Genomic DNA, 21,353 nt, shown 5'->3' with positions numbered 1-21,353 from the left:
CGCACGGCGGGACACCCGTCGGCGGGCGTGATCCGCTGGACCCGTGCAGCTGCTCCCCGACCCCGTTCGCCGGCTCGGCGCCTGGTGTGTCGTGCTGTTGCTCGTCGCCGGGGTGGGGTGGGTGGGGGTGCGGTTGTGCGGGGAGTTCCGTACGGCCGTCACGCCGGTGCTGCTCGCGCTGCTCGGGACCGCGTTGCTCGGGCCGTTGTACCGGCAGCTGGTGCGGGCGGGGGTGCAGCCGTCGATCGCGGCCGGGCTGACCTGCGTCGCCGTCGTGGCCGTCGTCGGCGGTGCCGTCTACATCGTCGTCGCCGCGCTCATCGACACCGGCGACCAGATCATCGCCTCGCTGCGCGATGCCGCCAAGGGGGTCTCCCGGCACTTCGGGGCCGCCGGGACCGGGCTCGACAATCTCGCCGCCAACTCCCGTCAGCTGCTGGGCAAGTTCGGCGGGACGGCCGTGTCCAATGTGATCAGCGGGGTCAGCGTCGCCGCCGAGAGCGTCGCCATGGCCGTACTGGCCCTGCTGCTCGTCTTCTTCTTTCTGCGCGACTCCCACCGAGCCGTCGAGATGCTGCGCGCCGTCGCGCCCGGCGACACCGCCGACACCCTGGAGGCCGTCTGCCGGCGGGCCTTCGAGGCGGTGGAGGGGTTCATGCGGGGCACCACGCTCATCGCGCTCATCGACGCCCTCTGCATCACCATCGGGCTGCTGATCCTCCGAGTGCCCGGCGCGATCGGGCTCGGCTCGCTGGTCTTCGTCGGCGCCTACATCCCCTATCTCGGCGCTTTCATCTCCGGCGCGGTGGCCGTCCTGGTCGCCCTCGCCGACCGTGGCTTCGTCATCGCGCTGTGGGCGCTCGGTGTCGTGCTCGCCGTGCAGGTGCTGGAGGGGCATGTGCTCCAGCCGGTCATCCAGAGCCGCACCGTGCAGATGCATCCGGCGGTCGTCATGCTCGCCATCACCGCCGGGGCGTCCGTCGCCGGGATCCTCGGCATGCTGCTCGCCGTACCGCTGACGGCCGCCGCCTTCGGGGTCGTACAGGAGGTACGGGCCCGTTACGCGGCCCCCGCCGACGCGTCCCCCGACTCGGCCTCAAACCCGTCCCCCGACTCGGCCTCAAACCCGTCCCCCGACTCGGCCTCCGACGCGTCCCCCGACTCGTAGAGCTCGAACCAGATGCTCTTGCCCTCGCCCCGCGGGTCCACTCCCCAGGCGTCGGCGAGCAGCTCGATCAGCATCAGACCGCGCCCGGAGGAGGCCAGCTCGCCGGGCCGTCGCCGGTGCGGGAGGTCGTCGCCCGCGTCGGTGACCTCGACCCGGAGCCGGCGCGTACCCAGCTCGCCGATGGCCTCGGCCAGCAGCAGCGCGTCGGCGTCGGTGTGGACGAGGACGTTGGTGACCATCTCCGAGACCAGCAGCACCGCCGCGTCGGTCTGCTCCGGCGAGACCCAGTCGTGCAGCAGCTCGCGCAGGTGCTGGCGGGCCTCGGAGATCCGGTCCGGCTCGTCCTGGGCCACCGACAGCAGTGTGCGCCGGACCGCCGGCCGTACCGTGCCGTCCAGCGGCCGGCTCAGCAGCACCAGCGCGATGTCGTCCTCGCGGCGGTCGGCCAGCGGGCCGGTGGTGTGGTGCGAGGACGGTCCGTGCACGCCCTGCACCAGTGCGTCGGCCAGCGACTCCAGGTCGGGATCGTCCTCGTGCTCCTCCAGGATCGCCCGCAGCCGCCCCCAGCCGCTCTCCATGTCGTGCCCGCCGGTCTCGATCAGCCCGTCGGTGCACAGGGTCATCGTCTCGCCGGGCCCGAGGGCGAACCGGGTCGTCGGATAGTCGGCGTCCGGGTCGATGCCCAGCGGCAGCCCGCCCGCCGTCGGCCGCATCATCACCGTGCCGTCGGCCATCCGGATCGCCGGGTCCGGGTGCCCGGCGCGGGCGATCTCCAGCATCCCGGTCGCGGGGTCGACCTCCGCGTACACGCAGGTCGCGAAGCGCAGGTCGGACGGCTCGTCCGCCGGCCCGTCGGCCGTCTCGCCGTTCCGGACGTCGTGCGTGATGCCGTGCAGGAAACGGGAGGCCCGGGCGAGCACGGCGTCCGGGCGGTGGCCCTCGGAGGCATAGGCGCGCAGGGCGATGCGCAGCTGGCCCATGAGGCCCGCCGCGCGTACGTCATGGCCCTGGACGTCCCCGACGACCAGCGCGAAGCGGCCGGAGGGCAGTGCGATCATGTCGTACCAGTCGCCGCCGACCTGGAGTCCGCCGCCGGTCGGGATGTACCGGGCGGCCATCCGCATGCCCGGGATGTCGGGGCCGAGCGAGGGCAGCATGGAGCGCTGGAGGCCCTCCGTCAGCTCCCGCTCGGACTCGGCGGCGACGGCCCGGGTCAGGGCCTGGGCGAGCATCCGGGCGACCGTGGTGAGGACCGCGCGCTCGTCGGGCGTGAACGCCACCGGGTAGGCGAAGGCGGCCATCCAGGCGCCCATCGTGCGCCCGGCGACCGTCAGCGGCAGGAAGGCCCAGGACCGTCGGCCGAAGGGCCGGGCCAGCGGCCAGGTGACCGGGTAGCGCTCCTTGTACTCCTCCGGCGAGGAGAGGTAGACGGCGCGTCCGGTGCGGGCGACCTCGGCGGCCGGGTAGTCGGTGGTCAGCGGCATGTTCGAGAAGGGGTTCATGTCGCCGGGTTCGTGCCCGTGCTGGCCGATGATCGTCAGCCGGTCGCCCTCGGCGCCGAACACCACGAGCCCGTCCGGCGAGAAGCCCGGCATCGACAGGCCGTACGCCACTCGCAGCACCTCCGCCGTGGACCGGGCCTCCGCCAGCGCCCGGCCCGCGTCCAGCAGGAACGCCTCGCGCGAGCGGCGCCAGTCCCCGGTGACCGCGCTGCGTCCGGCCGGCGTGCCCGGGGTCGGCTCGGTGACCTCCTGGAGGGTGCCGATCAGCTCGTACGCCTGCCGCTCGGGGTCGTACGACGGCTTCGACCGGCTGCGGACGACCCGCAGGACGTTGCCCTGCTCGTCCATGATCCGGATGCGCACCTCGGCGAGCGTGCCCTTGTCCACCGCCAGCGGGATCACCCCGGTGATCTCGTTCCAGTCGACGGGGTGCAGCCGGGCCCGGGCCTCGACCTCGGTGAGCGTGACCGGCTCCGCGGGCAGGCCGAGGAGCCGCGCCGCCTCCGCGTCGACGGTGACCAGGCCGGCGGCCGTGTCCCAGTGCCACAGCCCGGTCGCGAGGGCGGCGAGGACGTCCCCGATGGCCGGAAGCGGCTCGCTTGTACGCATTGCCCCACTTTAGGAAGATCTCATCGAGGGCTGCCACCGTAGAAACGTGAGGATCCTGCCCTCCGGAGAGTCGGAGGATCCTCCAGCGCGGGGCAGGCAAAAAGGGTGGGGAGCCGATCTTGGGGTGCCCGGTACCCTTGGGATGGCCTAGGCCCTATCCGCCGGGCGACACCCGATTCGCAAAGACTGGATGAACGACGATGCATCGGTACAGGTCCCACACCTGCGGCCAGCTCCGCGCTTCTGACGTCGGCACCGACGTCCGGCTGAGTGGCTGGCTGCACAATCGGCGCGACCTGGGCGGCATCCTCTTCATCGATCTGCGCGACCACTACGGCATCACGCAGCTGGTCGCCCGTCCGGGCACGCCTGCGTACGAGGCCCTGGACAAGATCTCCAAGGAGTCCACGGTCCGCGTCGACGGCCGCGTTGTTTCACGTGGAACCGAGAACGTGAACCCGGACCTGCCCACCGGTGAGATCGAGGTCGAGGTGGCCGAGGTCGAGCTGCTCGGCGCGGCCGCCCCGCTGCCCTTCACGATCAACGCCGAGGACGGGGTCAACGAGGAGCGGCGCCTGGAGTACCGCTTCCTGGACCTGCGCCGGGAGCGCATGCACCGCAACGTCATGCTGCGTACGGCCGTGATCTCCGCGATGCGGCAGAAGATGGCGGCGATGGGCTTCAACGAGATGGCGACGCCGATCCTGTCCGCCACCTCCCCCGAGGGCGCCCGTGACTACGTGGTCCCCTCCCGCGTGCACCCCGGCAAGTTCTACGCCCTGCCGCAGGCCCCGCAGCAGTTCAAGCAGCTGCTGATGATCTCCGGCTTCGACCGCTACTTCCAGATCGCGCCCTGCTTCCGTGACGAGGACGCCCGCGCCGACCGCTCGCCGGGCGAGTTCTACCAGCTCGACGTCGAGATGAGCTTCGTCGAGCAGGAGGACGTCTTCCAGCCGATCGAGAAGCTCATGACCGAGCTCTTCGAGGAGTTCGGCAACGGCCGCCACGTCACCTCCCCCTTCCCGCGCATCCCGTTCCGCGAGGCGATGCTGAAGTACGGCTCCGACAAGCCGGACCTGCGCGCCAAGCTGGAGCTGGTGGACATCACCGATGTCTTCGAGGGCTCGGAGTTCAAGGCGTTCGCCGGCAAGCACGTGCGCGCGCTGGCGGTGCCGGCGGTCCAGGACCAGCCGCGCAAGTTCTTCGACCAGCTCGGCGAGTTCGCGATCTCGCTCGGCGCCAGGGGCCTGGCCTGGGTCCGCGTCGGCGAGGACGGCGCGCTGACCGGCCCGATCGCGAAGTTCCTCACCGAGGAGAACGTCGCCGAGCTGACCAAGCGCCTCTCCCTGGCCCCCGGCCACGCGGTGTTCTTCGGCGCGGGCGAGTTCGACGAAGTCTCGAAGATCATGGGCGCGGTGCGGGTCGAGGCCGCCAAGCGTGCCGGGCACTTCGAGGAGGGCGTCTTCCGGTTCTGCTGGATCGTCGACTTCCCGATGTACGAGAAGGACGAGGAGACCGGCGCGATCGACTTCTCGCACAACCCCTTCTCCATGCCGCAGGGCGGTCTGGAGGCCCTGCAGACCCAGGACCCGCTGGACATCCTGGGCTGGCAGTACGACATCGTCTGCAACGGCGTCGAGCTGTCCTCCGGCGCGATCCGGAACCACGAGCCGGACATCATGCTCAAGGCCTTCGAGATCGCCGGTTACGACCGTGAGACCGTCGAGGAGAAGTTCGCGGGCATGCTGCGCGCGTTCCGCTTCGGTGCCCCGCCGCACGGCGGTATCGCGCCCGGTGTGGACCGCATCGTCATGCTCCTCGCGGACGAGCCCAACATCCGCGAGACGATCTCGTTCCCGCTCAACGGCAACGCCCAGGACCTGATGATGGGCGCCCCGACCGAGCTGGACGAGCTCCGCCTGCGCGAGCTGCACCTGAACATCAGGAAGCCGCAGCCGAAGTAAGCAGTGTGTGCGGCCGAGGCCCGGAACCCCGAGAAGGGGCTTTCCGGGCCTCAGCCGTCTCCGGGCTCCCCGTCCTCGGTGCCGGGGAACTCCTCGTCGGGGAACTCCTCGTCGGGGGACGCACCCTCCTCCAGCAGCCGTTCGGCGATGTCGTCGGACCAGTGCTGGGCCCAGGCGCGCAGGGCGACGACCTCGTCCTCGTCCAGGCCGTAGCGCAGGAAATCCCGGTCGGCGTAGAAGTCCGTGCCGGTCAGCCGGGACTGGAGGGTGGGCAGATCGAAGGGGTCGTGGGCATGCCGGCGGCCCAGCTCCTCCAGACCGGGCAGCGGGAACCGGGCGGCGGCGGCCCGCGCGTCGATGAGGTCGACGGCCGCGCCCCGGTCGTACAGCGCGCGGATCTTCGTACCGACGGCGTCCTCCAGGGACAGCGTGGGGCCGTACTCGGTGAGGGCCGGCGGCTGCCAGAACGCCTCCTTGTGCAGCGCCAGCGCACACGGCTTGCCGCTCGCCGGGTCGGTGACCGTCAGCTGCGCCGTGAACACGCTCACGGCGTCGGCGCGCACCTGTCGCCCCCGCGCCTCCAGTACGGCGGCCACGGCACCGGCGATCACCCCCAGGTCCTCGGCGCTCTCCGTGGCGAAGTCGAGGTTCGCGTGCGGCCGGCGCAGCAGGCCGTGCGCTTCGAGGGCGTAGCCGCCGGCGAGGACGAGACCGTACGGGCCGCCCGCGGTGACGACGTCGGCGAGCAGCCGGTGCCGGTGTTCGGGGAGGTTCATGAGACGGACACTCTGCCAGGAAAATTTCTCCACGGACGGCAACTCCTTCCGGCGCGGCGGCTACTGACGAGTCGTAAGGCACGTTCAGCAACCCTTTAAGGACTCCCCCGTGGCAGCTCCCTCCCACCGCCGGTCCCTCCGCAAGCGGCGCACCCTCGCCGTGTCCGCCGCAGTCGTGGCCGCGGGTGCCGGCGCCGGAGTGTTCGTGATGAACGCCAACGCCGGTGCCGTCGACCTGTACCACCAGACCCTCGCCGCCAAGGACGGCTGGGCCGCCTCCGGCACCGGGACCACCGGCGGCGCGAAGGCCGACTCCGCGCACACCTTCACCGTCTCCACCCGCGCCCAACTGGTGAAGGCGCTCGGCTCGGCCACCGACACCACGCCCCGGATCATCAAGGTCAAGGGCACGATCGACGCCAACACCGACGACAGCGGCAAGAAGCTGACCTGTGCCGACTACGCGGCCGGGACCGGCTACTCGCTGTCGGCCTACCTGAAGGCGTACGACCCGTCGACGTACGGCCGCTCCAAGCTGCCTTCCGGCACCCAGGAGAAGGCCCGCGCCGCGGCCCAGCAGAAGCAGGCGAAGAACGTCGTCCTCAAGGTGCCGGCCAACACCACCATCGTGGGCGTGCCCGGCACCAGCGCCGGTATCACCGGCGGCGACCTCACGGTGAAGGGCGTCGACAACGTCATCATCCGCAACCTGACCTTCTCCGCCACCGAGGACTGCTTCCCGCAGTGGGACCCGACGGACGGCGACAAGGGCAACTGGAACTCGCAGTACGACGCGGTCACCCTGCGCGGCGCGACCCATGTCTGGGCGGACCACAACACGTTCACCGACGCCCCGCACTTCGACAGCGCCACTCCGAACCACTACGGCCGCCAGTACCAGGTCCACGACGGCGACCTGGACATCACCAACGGCTCGGACCTGGTCACCGTCGAGCACAACCGGTTCACCGACCACGACAAGACGATGCTGATCGGCAGCAGCGACAAGGACAGCACCGGCAAGCTGCGCGTCTCGATCCACCACAACGTGTGGAAGGGCATCGTCCAGCGCGCCCCGCTCGCCCGGATCGGCCAGATCCACGTCTACAACAACCTGTACGACACGACGACCGTCGACGGGTACGCCCCGCTCTACAGCATCAACTCCCGCGCCAAGGCCCAGGTCGTGGCCCAGGCCAACTACTGGAAGGTGCCGGCCGGCAGCAAGATCGCCAAGCTGCTCAGCGGCGACGGCACCGGCTCGATCGCGGGCAGCGGCAACCTCGTCAACGGCACCGCCACCGACCTGGTCGCCGCGTACAACGCGTCGAACTCCAAGAAGATCAAGACGACCGTGAACTGGACCCCGACGCTCACGGCGGGGCTGGAGACGAGCGCGAAGAACCTGCCGACGGAGCTGGCGACGACGACCGGCGCGGGTGTTCTGAAGTAGGACCCTGGCGCATGCGTGCGCGAGAGGGCGCCGAGTGCTGAAACTCGGCGCCCTCTCCGCTGTGGGGTGGTTACTGCTCGGTCAGCCCTCGTCGCCGCCGAAGCGCTCCTTGTACGCCGCCAGGTCCTCGTCCGTCAGCTTGGCGAAGAGGACCGGAGGGACGGTGAAGGCGGTGCCGGAGGGGACGAAGGCCAAGGACTTCGCCTCGTCCGCCGTGACCCAGGAGGCGGTGTCGTCAGGCAGGGCGAAGGCCTCGCGCATCGCCTGGGCGCTGGCCGGGATCAGCGGCTCGGAGACCACCGCGTACAGGTGGATCAGGTTCATCGCCGTACGCAGCGTCAGGGCGGCCGCGTCCTTGTCGGTCTTGATCTCCAGCCAGGGGGCCTTCTCCTCCAGGTAGGAGTTGCCCGCCGACCACAGGGCGCGCAGGGCGGCGGCCGCCTTGCGGAACTGCAGGGTCTCCATGTGGCCCTCGTACTCGGCGAGGAGCTCGGCGATCTGCTCGCCCAGCTTCGTCTCGGCCTCGCCGGGGGTGCCGCCGGCCGGGACCTCGTCGCCGAAGCGCTTCTTGGAGAAGGACAGCACGCGGTTGACGAAGTTGCCGAGTGTGTCGGCGAGGTCCTTGTTGACCGTGGCCGTGAAGTGCTCCCACGTGAAGGAGGAGTCGTCGGACTCGGGCGCGTTGGCGATGAGGAAGTAGCGCCAGTAGTCGGCGGGCAGGATCTCCAGGGCCTGGTCGGTGAAGACGCCCCGCTTCTGCGAGGTGGAGAACTTTCCGCCGTAGTACGTCAGCCAGTTGAAGGCCTTGACGTAGTCGACCATCTTCCAGGGCTCGCGGATGCCGAGTTCCGTGGCCGGGAACATCACCGTGTGGAAGGGGACGTTGTCCTTGGCCATGAACTCGGTGTACCGGACGGGGTTCTCGCCGGAGTCCGCCTCGTACCACCAGGACTTCCAGTCCCGGTTCTCCGGGTCCTGGTCGGCCCATTCCTTCGTCGCGCCGATGTACTCGATCGGGGCGTCGAACCAGACGTAGAAGACCTTGCCCTCGGCGGCCAGCTCCGGCCAGGTGTCGGCCGGGACCGGGACGCCCCAGTCCAGGTCACGGGTGATCGCGCGGTCGTGCAGGCCCTCGGTCAGCCACTTGTGGGCGATGGAGGAGGCCAGCTGCGGCCAGTCCCTGTCGTGCCGGGCGACCCACTCGCGGACCTCGTTCTCCAGCTTGGACTGGAGGAGGAAGAGGTGCTTGGTCTCGCGCACTTCGAGGTCCGTGCTGCCGGAGATCGCCGAGCGCGGGTTGATCAGGTCGGTGGGGTCGAGGACCCGCGTGCAGTTCTCGCACTGGTCGCCGCGGGCCTTGTCGTAACCGCAGTGGGGGCAGGTGCCCTCGACGTAGCGGTCGGGGAGGAAGCGGCCGTCGGCGGGGCTGTAGACCTGCCGGATCGCGCGCTCCTCGATGAAGCCGTTCTCGTTCAGCTTGCGGGCGAAGTGCTGGGTGATCTCGCGGTTCTCGGGGCTTGAGCTGCGGCCGAAGTAGTCGAAGGACAGCGCGAAGCCGTCGTAGACCGCCTTCTGCGCGTCGTGCGCCTGGGCGCAGAACTCGGCGACCGGCAGGCCCTGCTCCTTGGCGGCCAGCTCGGCGGGGGTGCCGTGCTCGTCGGTGGCGCAGATGTAGAGGACGTCGTGGCCGGTCTGGCGGAGGTACCGGGAGTACACGTCCGCCGGGAGCATGGACCCCACCATGTTGCCCAGGTGCTTGATCCCGTTGATGTACGGAAGGGCGCTGGTGATGAGGTGTCGAGCCATCGTGGCTGCTCCCAGGTCGCTGCGGTTGCTGCTTTTTCTGCGGTTTCGAACCTTGAAATCGTAGCCGACAGGGGTGGGCCGCCCGCTTCCCGTTTTGCTGGGTGGGACTGGTTCGGGAAGGGGGCGGCCTGGGGTGTTACGTAGGGTTACGGCCCGTTACGGGCGCCAGGTGGCGAGGACGCCCGCGTAGAGCTCGGTGTCCGTCAGCTCGCGGGGGGCGGGGCCCGCGTGGAAGAAGGCCGTGTTGGGGGTCTTCAGCTTGCGGAGGTAGTCGAAGGCCTTGTTGTCGTGCTCTCCGAAGGCGACGAAGGAGAAGAAGACGGCGGGGTGGGTCTTGGCGGCCTCGGTGAGGGCCTGGGTGGCGGGGGTCTTCGCGTCAGGGGCGCCGTCGGTCTGGAACACGACGAGGGCGGGCGTGTCGGTGCCGGTGGTGTGCTTGTCGTAGTGGGTGAGTACGGCGTCCACGGCGGCGTGGTAGCTGGTACGGCCCATGCGGCCCAGGCCGGCGTGGACGTCGTCGATCTTCGTCTCGTGGTCCGGGGTGAGGGTGAGGTCGGTGGTGCCGTCGACCTCCGTCGAGAAGAAGACGACGTGGACCGTGGTGTCCCCGGGGTCCAGGTGCGCGGCGAGGGCGAGGGTCTGGTCGGCGAGAGCCTGGGCCGAGCCGTCCTTGTAGTACGGGCGCATGCTCGCGGAGCGGTCCAGCACGAGGTAGAGCTTCGCTCGGGTGCCGGTGAGGTCGGCCTTGGCGAGGGCGGCTGTGGCGGCGGTGTGGGCGGTGGTGAGGGTGGGGGGCAGGGGGGCGGCGGGCAGGGGAGTGCCGGTTGCCTGCGGCGCTTTGGTGGGTGTGGCTTGCGCCTCGGCTTCGCCTTCGGCGGTGGTGTTCCCACGGGTTGCCTGCGGCGCTTTGGTGGGTGTGGCTTCCGCGTCGGCTTCGCCTTCGGCGGTGGTGTTCCCACGGGTTGCCTGCGGCGCTTTGGTGGGTGTGGCTTCCGCGTCGGCTTCGCCTTCGGCGGTGGTGTTCCCACCCGCACCACCCGTGCTGCTTTCGTCGTCGGCTGCGAGTGGCCCCTGCGCGGCGTCCTCGCCGTCGGCGGCTTGCGGGGGGATGGGGGCTTCGGATGGTGCGGCGGGTTCGGCGGGGGCTTCGGTGGTGGGCGCGGTGGTTTCTGCGGCGGGGGTGACCGGTTCGTCGGCGGGGGTGGCGGTTTCTTCGGCGGCGACGTCGGGTTCGTCCGTGGGTGCGGTGGCTTCTGCGGCCGGGGCGGTGGGTTCGTCGGTGGGTGCGGTGGCTTCTGCGGCCGGGGTGGGAGCCTCGTCGGTCGGTGCGGTTGCCTCGGGGGTTGCGGGGTTCGAAGCCGTGGTCGGGTCGGTTGCCTTCGGGAGGGCCGGTTCCGACTCCGGCTTCGGGTCGGTCGCCTCCGTGGCGGACGCTTCCGATGCCGGCTCCGGCTCCGAGTCCGACTGGGGCTCGGTCTCCGCCTGAGGCTTGGGCTGCGGCTCCGATTCGGTGGGCTCGGTCGCGGGCTCCGTCACCTGCTCCGGTTCGGTTGCCGCCACCGCGATCGGTTCCTGGGCAGTGGCGTCAGCCACCGGCTCCGCTGCCACGACCGGCTCCGGGGTGTCGGTCTCGGTCTGCTCGGGCTCCGCTCCCGTGGCCGGGGTGGTGTCGGTGGCTGTGGGCTCGGACTTCTCCTCCACCTCCGCCTCGACGCTGCCCTGGACCTCCGGCTCGGCAGTCTCCTCAACCTTCTCCGCGACGGCTTCCCCGGCCTCGGTCGGCTCCTCGGCCTCCGCCTGGACGGTCGCCTCGGCGCCGGCCTCGGCCTGCGGCTCCTCGCTCGCGGCCTCCGGCTCGGTCGCGGTCTCGGTCGGCTCCTCGGCCTTCGGCTCGGTTGCGGTCTCGGTCGGCTCCTCGGCCTCCGGCTGGATGACCGGCTCGGCCGTGGCCTCGGTCTTCTCGGGGGTCGGCTCCTCGGCCGCACCCTCGGCCTCCGCCGGCGTGCCGTTCTCGGGCTGCTCCTTGACGGGCTCCTCGGCCTTCGCCCGGGCAGTGACGGGCTCGGACGCTTCCCGGTTCTCCGGCTGGGACGGGAAGGGGACCTGGACGTTGTCGAAGGCCGCTGCCACCAGGTCGTGGGCCTCGCGGCGGGGTTCCGGGACCGTGGGGGTCGGGGCCGGAGTTTCGGAGGCCGCCGCGGCCTGTGCTTCGGGGGTCGCCTGGGCCGGGGTTTCCGGAGCTTCCGGAGCCGCCTGGGCCGGGGGTTCGGCGGTGGGCGGGACGCGGGTCGCACCCTCTGCCTCGGCGGCTCGTCCCTTGCGGGAGCGGCCGAATGCGTTCCGCAGGAGAGTGAGAATGCCCATGTGCGCAACCCTTCGCGTGAGTTGATCCCGTCGATCCCTGGCCAGGACGGACACGTAAGGTTAGCGAAGGGCTCAGTGGGGGGAAGCGATCGACCGGGCCGCGGCCACCTCTTGGCGTAGAGGTTCCAGAACGCTGCCCGGCGGGCCGGTGAGATCCGTGCGAACCGGGATCAACGTTTCCGCGTTGCGCACACCCTCCGACAGCTCCCTGAGCTGCAGTGCGATCTGCGTGACCTCGGCCGCGGACGGTGTCGGCGCGCCGTGCTTCACGCGGACCCGGGCCGCCGTCGTCGCGTCCACGATGCGTTCCACGGCGACGACCAGCGGCCACCACGCTGCGGCACGGCGGCCGGTCGGCGGCGGTTCGGTCAGGGCCCGCTGGAACTCCGTACGGATGACCGACAGGTCGCGGTACAAGCGGCGCCGCATGCGTGCCCGGGCCGCCGGGTCGGTCGCCGTGCCCGAGGTGAACGCCGCCTCCACGTACTGCGCCGTGTCCGCCACCGCGTCCGCCAGGCGGTCGCCCACCCGGGTGCGCCAGCTCTCCGGCCAGAGGAGATAGCCCGCCGTCAGCGCGATCGCGCAGCCCAGGAGGGAGTCCGTGAGGCGCGGGAGCAGCAGGGCCGTGCCCTGGTGGTTCAGGATGTCCGACAGGAGCAGGATCACCGGGGTGATCGCTGCCGTCTGGTAGCCGTAGCCCCGCGGGGTCAGCGCCGGGATCAGCGGGGCCAGGAGCAGCATCGCCGGTACGTCCCACCAGCCGAGCGGGACTTCCGCCAGGACCACCGCCGCGATCGCCAGGCCCGCCACCGTGCCCAGTGCGCGCAGCAGGGCGCGGGAGAAGACCGAGCCGAAGTCGGGCTTCAGGACGAAGGTGATCGTCAGGGCCACCCAGTACGAGCGCGGGACCGGGATCAGGGAGACCAGGGCCTGGGCGATGCCGATGCAGAGCGCCAGGCGCAGGCCGTAGCGCCAGGAGTTGGCGGACAGCACCACGTTGCGGGCCGCTCGTGCCGTGCGGATGCCCAGGGTTGCCGGGCGGCCCAGGCGGTCGTCGATTCCTCTCGGGTCCACGTCCGGTGCTGCCACCACCTCGGCCGTGTGGCGCAGGGCGTGGTCCACCGCGCGGGCCGTCTCCGTCTCCGGGAGGGGCAGGGACAGGGCGGTCGGGCCCGGGGAGCCCGCCTCCACCGCCCGGGCCAGCCGGCCGATCGCCTCCGGGATCTGCGGAGGGAGGGGGCGGGCCGCCCAGTGGGCCGCGGGGGCCGCCTCCACCACGGGGGTGATCGCGTTCAACTGGGCCAGCAGGCGGGTGAGTTCGGGGCTGCGGCCGTGGTGGCGGGCGCGCCGGGCCAGGATCAGGTCGTACGACTGGTTGATGGACTGGGTGACGTTCCGGCGGGCGTCCTCGTACTCCTCCGTGCGGTCCGTGCCCGAGACGGCGAGGAGTGCGGCGACCGTGCGGTACGTCGCCGCCACCGCCGCGCGCTCCGGGACGCCCGAGCGCAACGGCCAGGCGAGCAGGGCGAGGAGGAGGACCAGCAGGCCGCCGCCGGTCAGCAGGGCCGGGGCCAGCCACCAGGGGTGGGGCATCGGCAGGCCCGCGCCCACCACGCAGTTCAGAAGCAGGAGCAGGCCGGAGACCGAGGCCACCGCGCCGATCGTCGAGATCATGCCGGAGAGCAGGGCGACCCCGGTCACCGCGGCCACCGCCTGCCAGCCGTGGCCGTACACCAGCACGCCCAGCGTGATGCCCACCGCGCCGAAGAGTTGCGGGACGGCGATGTTGAGGATGCGCATGCGGTACGCGTCGGCGGTGTCGCCGATGACGCCGGACAGGGCGCCCATGGAGGCGAGGGCGCCGTACGCCGGGTGACCGGACGCGAGACCGATCACCAGGGGCAGGGTCAGGGCGATCGCGGCGCGGGCCGCGGCGGGCCGGTTGACGGGTGCCTGGTGGGCTTGGAGGTTCCGCACCAGCCAGTCGGGAGGGGTGAGGCCGATGGGGAACTCTCGGGGCATGCGCCCATTATCCGGCGCCGTTTCCGTTCCGCCCCGGCGCCGTTTCCGTTCCGCCCCGGGCCGGGTTCCGTACCGGCCTGGCGCCGCCTCCGTACCGGCCCGGCGCAGTCTCCGTTCCGCCCCCGGCGCGGTCTCCGTTCCGCCCCCGGCGCGGTCTCCGTTCCGGCTCGGCGCCGTCTGCCGTTCTTCCCTTCCGCCCCCGCTACGCCTTCGGTGGCTGCCGTCTGCGTACGTTGCGGGTCAGCCAGGTCGTGAGTGCCGCCGTCAGGCCCAGGGCCAGCAGGAGCCAGGACGTCCAGCGCAGGGTGGAGGTGAGGGCGTCGTAGACCGCGGCGGCGGCGGGGTGGGGGACGTCGGACGGGAGGTCGGCCAGGGTCAGGGTGCGGCCCACGTACAGGGCGACGGTCAGCAGGGCGCCGCCCAGCGCCGTGCCCAGGGCCGTCGCCGTGATGGCGCGGCGGCGGTGGACGGCCAGGGCGATGCCGGTCGCGGCGAAGGCCACTGCCGCGACCGGCAGCCAGAAGCCGGCGACCTCCAGTACATGGAACCCCTTGCGGAACGCGGCCAGTTCGTCGCCGGGCAGTACGGCCACCGGCGTGTGTTCCACCGGGATGCGCGCGGCGAGCGGTACGTGGTCCTCGGCGAGCCGGCGCTTGACCGTGTCCGTGACCGAGGCGAGGTCCACGGTGACCGGCTGCCCGGCGGTCACGTCCTGCTCGCCGCGCAGGGCCCGCAGGACCGCGTCGTGGGTGACCCGGTTGCCGGTGTCCCAGGCCAGCCGGAAGGCCTCGGTCTGGGTGAAGGAGCGCACCGCGTCCTGCACGAACGGGCGCATGGAGCCTCCCCCAGAGGGGGTACCCCCAGCCGGGCGGACGTCCAGATGCTGGTCCACCGCGCGCAGGATGCCGTCGCCGACCGTGGCCGCGACGGCGTCCCGTACGTCGGGGTCGGCGGCGAGCGGAGCCATCGTGGTGACGTACCGGCCCGTGTCCACGAGCCCGTACGCCGCCCAGGCCGCCAGCGCGCCGAACGGCACGAGGAGGCAGGACAGGGCGATCAGCGCGGCCGACAGGGCGCTCCTGAGACGTGCGGGCAGGCGTGGAGACACCCTTCCAGGCAACGGTCGTCCGGGCGCGGGCGCGAGCCGGATTCGGCCCTCCGGTGGAGGGTTCACCCGAACGGGTGTTTCCTGGTGCTGGGGAGACGGAAACCGGCCCATGGGGCCGGTGTGGGAAGAGGGAACCAGGGGAGCGCGTGGGCCCCGGTCAAGGAGTCGGCCGGGGCCCACGCGTGCGCCGGCCCGCGGCGTGCTCAGCGGATACGGCGGCCGAACGCGTCCTCCCGCGTGTAGTAGCGGTAGAAGAACGCGATGAACGTCACCACCGCCACCGCCACCGCCATTCCGACCGACCGCCAGATCGCCTCGCCGGTCATGCTGTACATGAACCCGAACGCGCAGCCCACGAAGGCTGTCCACAGCAGCGCGTGCAGTTCCCGCGGCATCCGCGGGGCCAGTGTCAGCAGGGCCACGCACGCCACCGCGAAGACCAGTGCGCTGGCGAACCCGAGCAGCAGGTTCCAGCCGGTGATGGCGCCGCCTGCGCGGTTGTTGGCCGCGACCCAGTAGCCGTAGACCAGGCCGAGCACGACCGGGACGGCGATGCGGCCGATGCGGTGGGTGCGCTCGTCGAAGATGTCGGGTGGGCGGGACGTTGTGCGGAGTGCCGGTGCCGGTGCCGCCTGAGTCATGAGAGTGCTCCTCTCTCTCCTCGCCCCCGCCTTCCAGAGCACACCTGGGGCCGCCGCCCGGCAAGTCGGCCGGCAGAGGGAAGCGAAGGAGAAGGCGAGGAGGGAAAGGGGGAAGCGAGGAGGGAGAGGTGAGAGGGTCCGGATGCGGGTGGTTGTCCGGCGTGTTTCGCTGGGTGCATGCTGCGCATGCGCGGCCGGAGCTTCGTCTGGGTGCCGTCGCTGCTGCTGCTCGTCGGCATCGTGCTGGTGGACCTCAACACCGGCGTACGGTTCCGGATCATCTCCTGGATCGTCCTGGTCCCCGGCACGGCCGCCGCGATCTGCGGGGTGTGGACGACGGGGGCCTTCGCCGTGCTCGCGGTGGTGACGTACTTCGCCGTCGACCATGCCTGGCCGGGCGAGTACCGGGCCGGTCTCGGGGACTTCGTCCTGGTCGCCCTCGGCGGCGTCCTCGCCACGCTGGCCGCGGCCGTGCGCGTGCGCAGGGAGCGGCAGACGCTGCGCATCATGGACATCGCGGAGACCACCCGGCGTACCGTGCTGCGCCCGCTGCCGGCGCGCTGGGCCGGGCTGGAGCACGCGGGCGTGTATCTGGCCGCCGATGTCGATGCCCAGGTCGGCGGCGACTTCTACGACATCCAGCCGGGCCCGCACGGCACCCGGGTCCTCGTCGGCGATGTGCAGGGCAAGGGGCTCGGCGCGGTGGAGGCCGCCGCCGCGCTGCTCGGCACCTTCCGTGAGGCCGGTTACCACGAGAAGGACCTCGCGACCGTCGCCGAACGCCTGGAGATCCGGATGCTGCGGCACCGCCGGCACACCACCGCGCTCGGCCGGGACGACGGCGACCGGTTCGCCACCGCCGTGCTGATCGGCTTTCCCGAGGACGCCCCGGACATGATCGAGACCGTCAACTTCGGGCACGAGGCCCCGCTCGCCGTCGGGCCGCACGGCGTGCGGGAGCTGCCCAGCGGTGACGGACTGCCGCTCGGGCTCGGCGATCTCGCGGCGGGGCTGCCGCCCGTGCACCGGGTGCCGCTGGCCGCCGACGAGACGCTGCTGCTGGTCACCGACGGGGTGACCGAGGCGCGGGACGGGTCCGGCGTCTTCTATCCGCTGCTCCGGGACCTCGCCCGCGTGGTCGGCGCCGCCCCGGACCCGGACCGCACCGAGCCCCAGCGCCTGGTGCGCACGGTCCGTGACGCCGTGCTGCGGCACAGCGCGGGGCGGCTCGGCGACGACACCACCGTGTTCGCCGTACGGCGGCTGGACGAGAGGGCGGGCGAAGGGGCCGAACAGGGACGTTTGCGGTCCTGAGGCGCGCGTTTGCAGCCGCAGCGGTTACGGTGCTGGCTGGAGGGACTCGGAGAACTGGGGGAGGGACGATGCCCGGAACCGTGCTGCTGCTCGCGGCCTCGCCGCTGGGCAGGGGGCGCCTGGTGGACGCGGCCGGCGTGCTGCCGGTGCTGGCCGCGGTCGCCCCGGCCGTACTGTCCGGCACCGAGACCGCCAACGTGGTCGAACTCGCCGACCCGCTGGAACCGCAGGCCGTACTGACCCGGCTGCGTGCCGCGGCGGCCGCTCCGGGACCGCTGACCGTGTACATCGCCGGTCAGCTCCAGCTGGACCGCAAGCAGCGGCTGCCGCATCTCGCGCTGGCCCGCACCACCGCGGCCACCGTCCGCTACACCGCACTGCCCTGGCACTGGATCCGCGAGGAACTGCGGCTGCGCTCCGCCGCGGACACCGCGCTCCTCGTGGATCTGCACGCGGAGGCGGAGGCATGGAGTCACGTCGCCGAGCGGGGCCTCGGCTCCGGGCCCAACGCGGCGGTGTACGGCCGTGTCGCCCCGGCGTCCGGGCGGCGCGGGCCGGGCGAGCCGGCGTACATGAAGGCGGTGGCGACGCTGCTGCGCAGCGGGCACCGGCCCCCGCTTCCCGCGCTGCACGAGCAGGCGCTGGCCCGGATCGCCGAGGCCGGCGCGGGCCGGGACCTGGTGCTCGCCGCCGGGGGCTCCGCCTCCAGACCCCCGTTCGCCCACCCGGCCACCCGTCCCGGCCGGCCGGAAGGCCACGCAACAACCCCGCCCGGCACCGAGCACGCCCCCGACGCCATGGGACACGCCCCCCACACCCTTGCGCACGACCCCCACGCCGCGATCAGCGCCGCCGTCCGAGCCGGGCGCCATGGTGACGCCGATGCGCTGGCCGCTCGGCACGAGGCCGCTGCTGTGCGCGCTCATGGCCCCGCCTCCGACGCGGCCCTGCACTGGGCCGAGGTGCGGGCCGATCTGGCGATGTTCGCGGGGGACGCGGTGGGGAGCTGCCGGGCCTGGCTCGCGGTGGCCGGGGTGCGGCTGGCCGCCGGGCAGGCGGTGGACGCGCCTGCCGTGGAGGCGGCCGTGGACCGGGCACACCACCAGTGGGGCCGGATCAGGGACACGGCGCGGGCCCGCGAACTCGGGCCCGCACTCGCGGAGTTGCGGCTGCGGGTGCCGGGCCGCCGGGAGGGCGCGCTGGAGAACGTCCGGCGGCAGCTGCGCCAACTCCAGGCGGCAGCCCGGTAGTTACCCGCTCACCTGGTGAACGTGAAGTACTTCCACGGGCCGTTCGTCGTGGAGTTCACGATGTCGCCGGAGGAGCCGTCGATGTACGACGAGCGGATGCGGAAGCGCCAGCCGACGTCCTTGCTGTGGTCGCCGGTGATCTGCACCCGGGAGACGCCGTCGCTGCCGAGCTTGAAGTACGCGGGGTCGCCCGGGTACCAGGTGCCCTGGTAGTACACCTGGAACTCGAACTTCTGCGCCCGGCCCGGGTAGTACGGCATCTTCGTCGTGATCAGCGGGTTCTTGTTCGTGTGGAAGTAGGAGTACGTCTGGCCCCAGGCGTACGCCGACTTGTACTGGTTGCCCACCGACGTGGAGATGCTCACCCGGGCGCCGACCGTGACCCTGGCCGAGGCCGGCTGGTAGCGCGCGTCGCCCGCGAACTTCGCGGTGACCGTGGCGTCTCGCCACAGGTTCAGGGTGACCGAGAGGTTGCCGTGGGAGTCGACCTTGCCGGACTTCACCAGCCTGTCGGGCTTGTCACCGCCGTAGGGGTCGGCCCAGATCTCCACCGTGCGGTTCTTGTACGTCGTCCCGAGGTGGGCGGTGAACTTCACGGCCTTGCCGTAGTCGTACACCTTGCGGTTGTTGTCGAGCGTCAGCGTCGTCTTCGCGCGGGAGACGGACACCGAGTCCGAGGCGGAGGCCGCCGCGTGGTCCGCGTCGCCCGCGTACGACACCGTGTACGTCACCTTGCCGCCCGCCGGCGGGGTGTCGGTGAAGGAGAACGTGCCGTCCGCCCTGACCGCGACCGGGGTCAGGGCCTTGCCCCTGGGGGACTCCACGTCGGTGCGGGTGACGGTCAGTCGCGTGCCGGTCGGCAGCGGGACCGACGAGGTCACCTTGCCCGTGACGGTGAGCTGCTTGGCGCGGGCGGCGGTGGCCGGGGCGTCGACGGTCAGCGTGGTGGCCGCCTTGGCGGGCGAGGTGAACACCCGCAGTGAGTAGACGCCGTTGCTGTTGTACGACACCGCGAACAGGCGGGAGGAGTCGGGTGCCCAGGCGAGGGCGGAGTCGGCGAGTTCGTCGGCGCCGCTGGTGCTGCCGGTGTTGGGGAAGTCGTAGGTGCGCAGCGGGGTGGTGCCGCCCGGCTTGTAGACGAAGATGTCCGGGTTGTACCAGCCGTCGACGCCCGCCGCGACCGTGCCGTCCGGGGCGATGGCCACCGCGTTCGGGTAGGTGTCGCTGGCGTAGCTGCCGTCCGGGGTCATGTCGGCGGTCTTGAACACCGGGTGCTTGTACGGCGCTCCGCTCGCCGTGATGACGTCCTTGCCGTCCGGTGTGACGGCCAGGTCGCGCAGGTTGGAGCCGACCTCGGCGCTCGCCAGGCGGGTGGGCGTGCCCGTCGAGACGTCGTAGGAGGCGACCGCGCTGGGGCTCAGGCCCGGCTCCCCGGCCAGCAGGGTGGTGGAGCCGGGAGCCGCGTCCAGGATCGGGCCGCCGTACCAGCCCCTGGCCTGGTCGAGGGTGACCTGGTGCTGCTCGCCGACGAGGTCGACGGAGCCGATGTCGCCGTTGCCTGTCGCGCCGTAGCCGAACCACAGCCGGCCTCCCGCGACGGCGACGCTGACCGGGCGGTCGCCCACCGTGAACGGTGTGCCGGGTGTGTCGGTGGCGGTGTCGATGACCGCGATCTGGTTCGCGTCCCGCACGGCCGCGTACAACGTGCCGGAGTCGGCGGACAGTTCGAGGCCGGTGACGCCCGGCAGCGAGGGCAGTTCCTTGAGGACCTTGCCGGTGTAGTCGGTGACGACGATCTTGCCGTTCGCCGGATCGCTGATGAAGACCTGCTGGTGAGCGCCGTCGACCACGAGGTCGCCGGTCTTCTTGACCGGCAGGACGCTGCTGGAGTCGGCGAATGCCGAGGGCGCGGCGAGGGCCGCCGAGCCGATGAGGACCGCCAGGGTGGTGGCAGCCGTGAGAGAGCGCTTGCGCACGCTGATTCGAACCCCCCGGATCGAATGAGTCGCATGACTCGAAGAAGAGAGTGGGCCGCAACTCGGGCACGGCCACGGTGATATGAGTCCCCTGTGCCTGCCGTGTGTGCCTCGTGTGGCGAGTGAGCGAAGACTAGGTCATGCCACTGACAACAGTGCAAGGGCCCCCGAGACGAGTGTGCGGACACCCGGGGCGATCGTGGACAGATCGGGTGCGAAGTGCGGGCTGTGGTTGCTCGGCACGGCCGCGAACTTCTCCGGGAGGGTCTCGCCGGGGGCCTGTTCCCAGACCTCGGCGGGGGTGGTGGTCACGAACCAGTACGAGTACGGGATGGCGCCGTCGAGGGCCAGTTGGGGGAAGTCCTCGCTGCCCATCGCCGGGCCCGGGTCGAACACCGTGCCCGCGCCGAACACCTCGCCGTGCACGGCGGCCACGGCGGTGTCGGTGGCCGCGTCGTTCACGGTCACCGGGAAGGCGTTGCCGACCGTGACCTCGGGCTCGCGCGGGCAGCCGGCGGCCAGGCACTCGCCGCGCGCGATGCGCTCGATCGCGGCCAGCATCCGCTGCCGTACCGCCTCCGACTGGCTGCGCAGGTTGAGGGAGACGCGCGCCTCGGACGGGATGATGTTGTGCCGGGTGCCCGCCTCGATCCGGCCCACGGTCAGCACGGCGGACTCACCGGCGGCGATCTCCCGGGAGACCACCGTCTGCAGGCGGGTGACGAGATAGGCGGCCGTCACCACCGGGTCCACCGTGGCCTCCGGGCGCGAGCCGTGTCCGCCCCGGCCGTGGACGACGATGTCCACGTCCGTCGCCGCCGACATGATCAGGCCGGGCGCGTGCGGGTACAGGCCCGCCGGGCCGGGGGCGGCGTGCTGGCCGAGCAGGACGTCCGGGCGGCCGAAGCGTTCGTACAGGCCGTCCGTCACCATCCGCTGCGCGCCCTGCCCGGTCTCCTCGGCGGGCTGGCCCACCACCAGCAGGGTGCCGCGCCAGGTGTCCCGCCCGACGGCCAGCGCCTCGGCGGCGCCGGTCAGCCAGGTGACGTGCAGATCGTGCCCGCAGGCGTGCATCACGCCGTCCGCCTCGGAGGCGTACGGCAGCCCGCTCTCCTCCCGCACCGGCAGGGCGTCCATGTCGGCCCGCAGCAGCACGGCCGGCCCGTCCCCGTTGCGCAGCCGCCCCACGACCCCGGTCCCGCCGACCCCCTCGGCGGTCTCGAACCCGGCCCCCTTGAGCCGCCCGGCCAGCGTGCCCGCGGTGCGGTGCTCGCGCAGGGACAGCTCGGGGTGCCGGTGCAGATCCCGGTACAGGTCCTCCAGGCCCGGCACCGGGAGGTCGGCGGTCAGGTCCAGGGCGGTGCGGGCGGCGGAGGAGGTCATGGTCGCAGCGTAGGCCG

Annotated in this window: 14 protein-coding genes; 5 read left to right on the top strand and 9 right to left on the bottom strand. The window is 72.0% G+C overall.

The window, feature by feature from the left end:
* The first annotated feature begins 43 nt into the window (after positions 1-43).
* A complete protein-coding gene (locus O1G22_RS20510) occupies positions 44-1,168 on the top strand; it encodes an AI-2E family transporter (protein ID WP_270082675.1) in 1,125 nt (374 codons plus the stop codon).
* On the opposite strand, the gene O1G22_RS20505 is transcribed toward O1G22_RS20510, so the two are convergent.
* The gene (locus O1G22_RS20505; protein WP_270082674.1) at positions 1,060-3,279 is read right to left on the bottom strand and encodes a SpoIIE family protein phosphatase; all 2,220 of its coding nucleotides are present in this window, start codon (positions 3,277-3,279) and stop codon (positions 1,060-1,062) included. The genes O1G22_RS20510 and O1G22_RS20505 overlap by 109 nt on opposite strands.
* Before the next feature lie 200 nt (positions 3,280-3,479).
* Between O1G22_RS20505 and aspS the strand changes: the two genes are divergently transcribed.
* Positions 3,480-5,243 (top strand): aspartate--tRNA ligase, encoded by a 1,764-nt coding sequence (aspS, locus tag O1G22_RS20500; RefSeq protein ID WP_270082673.1) that lies wholly within the window; start codon positions 3,480-3,482, stop codon positions 5,241-5,243.
* Between the two features lie 50 nt (positions 5,244-5,293).
* On the opposite strand, the gene O1G22_RS20495 is transcribed toward aspS, so the two are convergent.
* Positions 5,294-6,019, bottom strand: coding sequence for a hypothetical protein (locus tag O1G22_RS20495; protein ID WP_270086478.1), 726 nt, complete (start codon positions 6,017-6,019; stop codon positions 5,294-5,296).
* A gap of 109 nt (positions 6,020-6,128) precedes the next feature.
* On the opposite strand from O1G22_RS20495, the gene O1G22_RS20490 reads away from it, so the two are divergent.
* Complete coding sequence (locus tag O1G22_RS20490) at positions 6,129-7,472, top strand: pectate lyase family protein (protein WP_270082672.1); 1,344 nt, start codon at positions 6,129-6,131, stop codon at positions 7,470-7,472.
* 81 nt (positions 7,473-7,553) lie between these two features.
* Here the strand turns inward: O1G22_RS20490 and metG are convergent, their stop codons facing one another.
* The 5 genes from metG to O1G22_RS20465 form a co-directional block, all read right to left on the bottom strand.
* A complete protein-coding gene (metG, locus tag O1G22_RS20485) occupies positions 7,554-9,278 on the bottom strand; it encodes a methionine--tRNA ligase (RefSeq protein WP_270082671.1) in 1,725 nt (574 codons plus the stop codon).
* 156 nt (positions 9,279-9,434) lie between these two features.
* Positions 9,435-11,642 carry a VWA domain-containing protein gene (locus O1G22_RS20480; protein WP_428986385.1) on the bottom strand — a complete coding sequence of 736 codons (2,208 nt, stop codon included), beginning with the start codon at positions 11,640-11,642 and terminating at the stop codon, positions 9,435-9,437.
* 72 nt (positions 11,643-11,714) lie between these two features.
* Positions 11,715-13,664: an FUSC family protein gene (locus O1G22_RS20475; RefSeq protein ID WP_270082670.1), complete on the bottom strand. Its 1,950-nt coding sequence runs from the start codon at positions 13,662-13,664 to the stop codon at positions 11,715-11,717.
* Positions 13,665-13,866: 202 nt separating this feature from the next.
* A complete protein-coding gene (locus O1G22_RS20470; RefSeq protein ID WP_270086476.1) occupies positions 13,867-14,760 on the bottom strand; it encodes a hypothetical protein in 894 nt (297 codons plus the stop codon).
* 215 nt (positions 14,761-14,975) lie between these two features.
* Positions 14,976-15,413 carry a hypothetical protein gene (locus O1G22_RS20465; RefSeq protein ID WP_270082669.1) on the bottom strand — a complete coding sequence of 146 codons (438 nt, stop codon included), beginning with the start codon at positions 15,411-15,413 and terminating at the stop codon, positions 14,976-14,978.
* Between the two features lie 177 nt (positions 15,414-15,590).
* On the opposite strand from O1G22_RS20465, the gene O1G22_RS20460 reads away from it, so the two are divergent.
* Together O1G22_RS20460 and O1G22_RS20455 are read left to right on the top strand one after the other, a co-directional pair.
* On the top strand, positions 15,591-16,727 hold the full coding sequence (locus O1G22_RS20460) for a PP2C family protein-serine/threonine phosphatase (protein WP_270082668.1): 1,137 nt from the start codon (positions 15,591-15,593) through the stop codon (positions 16,725-16,727).
* A 68-nt stretch (positions 16,728-16,795) separates the two neighbouring features.
* Positions 16,796-17,977, top strand: coding sequence for a hypothetical protein (locus tag O1G22_RS20455; RefSeq protein ID WP_270082667.1), 1,182 nt, complete (start codon positions 16,796-16,798; stop codon positions 17,975-17,977).
* An 8-nt stretch (positions 17,978-17,985) separates the two neighbouring features.
* Here the strand turns inward: O1G22_RS20455 and O1G22_RS20450 are convergent, their stop codons facing one another.
* Positions 17,986-19,953 (bottom strand): YncE family protein, encoded by a 1,968-nt coding sequence (locus O1G22_RS20450; RefSeq protein WP_270082666.1) that lies wholly within the window; start codon positions 19,951-19,953, stop codon positions 17,986-17,988.
* A gap of 138 nt (positions 19,954-20,091) precedes the next feature.
* Positions 20,092-21,336 carry an amidohydrolase gene (locus tag O1G22_RS20445; RefSeq protein ID WP_270082665.1) on the bottom strand — a complete coding sequence of 415 codons (1,245 nt, stop codon included), beginning with the start codon at positions 21,334-21,336 and terminating at the stop codon, positions 20,092-20,094.
* Positions 21,337-21,353 lie beyond the last annotated feature (17 nt).

The sequence above is a fragment of the Streptomyces camelliae genome, assembly GCF_027625935.1.
GTDB classification, from domain to species: domain Bacteria; phylum Actinomycetota; class Actinomycetes; order Streptomycetales; family Streptomycetaceae; genus Streptomyces; species Streptomyces camelliae.
The sequence above is the reverse complement of the archived record's forward strand: the minus strand, read 5'-3'. Positions and strand labels throughout refer to the sequence as shown.